We start from the raw sequence: 829 nt of genomic DNA, 5'->3' as shown, positions 1-829 counted from the left end.
CCACGAGAGAGACACGTCTGTAATTCGATACCTTCTCGACTCTCCGCAGCGTTCGTAGGGTTCTTCGTCTCGCTTTCGGTGTCCTTCCGGTGTGAGACCGAGCTTTTGCTGCCGCCGTTGTCGAGAGAGTGGACAACTAGCGATACTTCAGGATGCCCACGTCGATGCCGACCATCTCGTCGGCGTCAATCTCATCCAGTGACGGCTTCGTTGGCGGTTCCGTGTCCTTCTCGATGCCGAAGATGGCGAACCACTCACCGGTCTTTTCTTTCCTGAGCGTGACTTCTTTGATAATGGCGTCGGCGGGGATGGGTCGGTGGAGTTCGATAGGAATATCCGTGAGTTTCGATAGTGACAACACGGTCTGACCACTCTTCTTGTCGAGTTCGAAGCCAGACTGGTTGTAGGTGAAACTACGGAACTCTCGTGGTGACTTCCACTGTAGTTCACCGACCGTGTAGCCCTGCTCTTTGAGCTTCCCGAGGGCTTTGACGTTGTGGGCGAGACGCATCACGGTGGGCTGAAGCACCTTTGAGTACACGTCGGTCAGTTCGTCCCACCACTCCTTGAGACCGGGAAGCTCGTCACGGATTTGGCGGACGCGCTGTTTGACCGGCCGTGTTTAATCGCCTGAAGGGAGTGGAATCTCCTGTTCTGCGGCCTTCTTGATGTTGTAGACGGCACACATCAGTGCAAGTTCACGAAATTCCCGGTACCAGGTACGCGCTCGCAGGGCAACGCCCAGCGAGCGCTTCACCGAGGAGAAGACGGTTTCTGACATGGAGCGCTGATGGTAGAGATCGTCGTCAATCCGGGCGTTGTGGGCGTG

At 56.3% G+C, this 829-nt stretch carries 1 protein-coding gene and 1 pseudogene; both read right to left on the bottom strand.

What is annotated here, in order from left to right; all coding sequences use genetic code 11:
* Positions 1 to 142: 142 nt before the first annotated feature.
* Positions 143 to 592, bottom strand: a pseudogene (locus tag ACR3FF_RS27225) (RNA-guided endonuclease InsQ/TnpB family protein); the annotation flags it as partial.
* 30 nt (positions 593 to 622) lie between these two features.
* Positions 623 to 829 (bottom strand): transposase (locus ACR3FF_RS27220; RefSeq protein WP_458186844.1); only part of this gene is annotated, 207 nt, incomplete at its 5' end.

It is taken from the genome of Haladaptatus ordinarius, from assembly GCF_054177595.1.
This window is presented reverse-complemented; position numbering and strand designations above follow the sequence as displayed.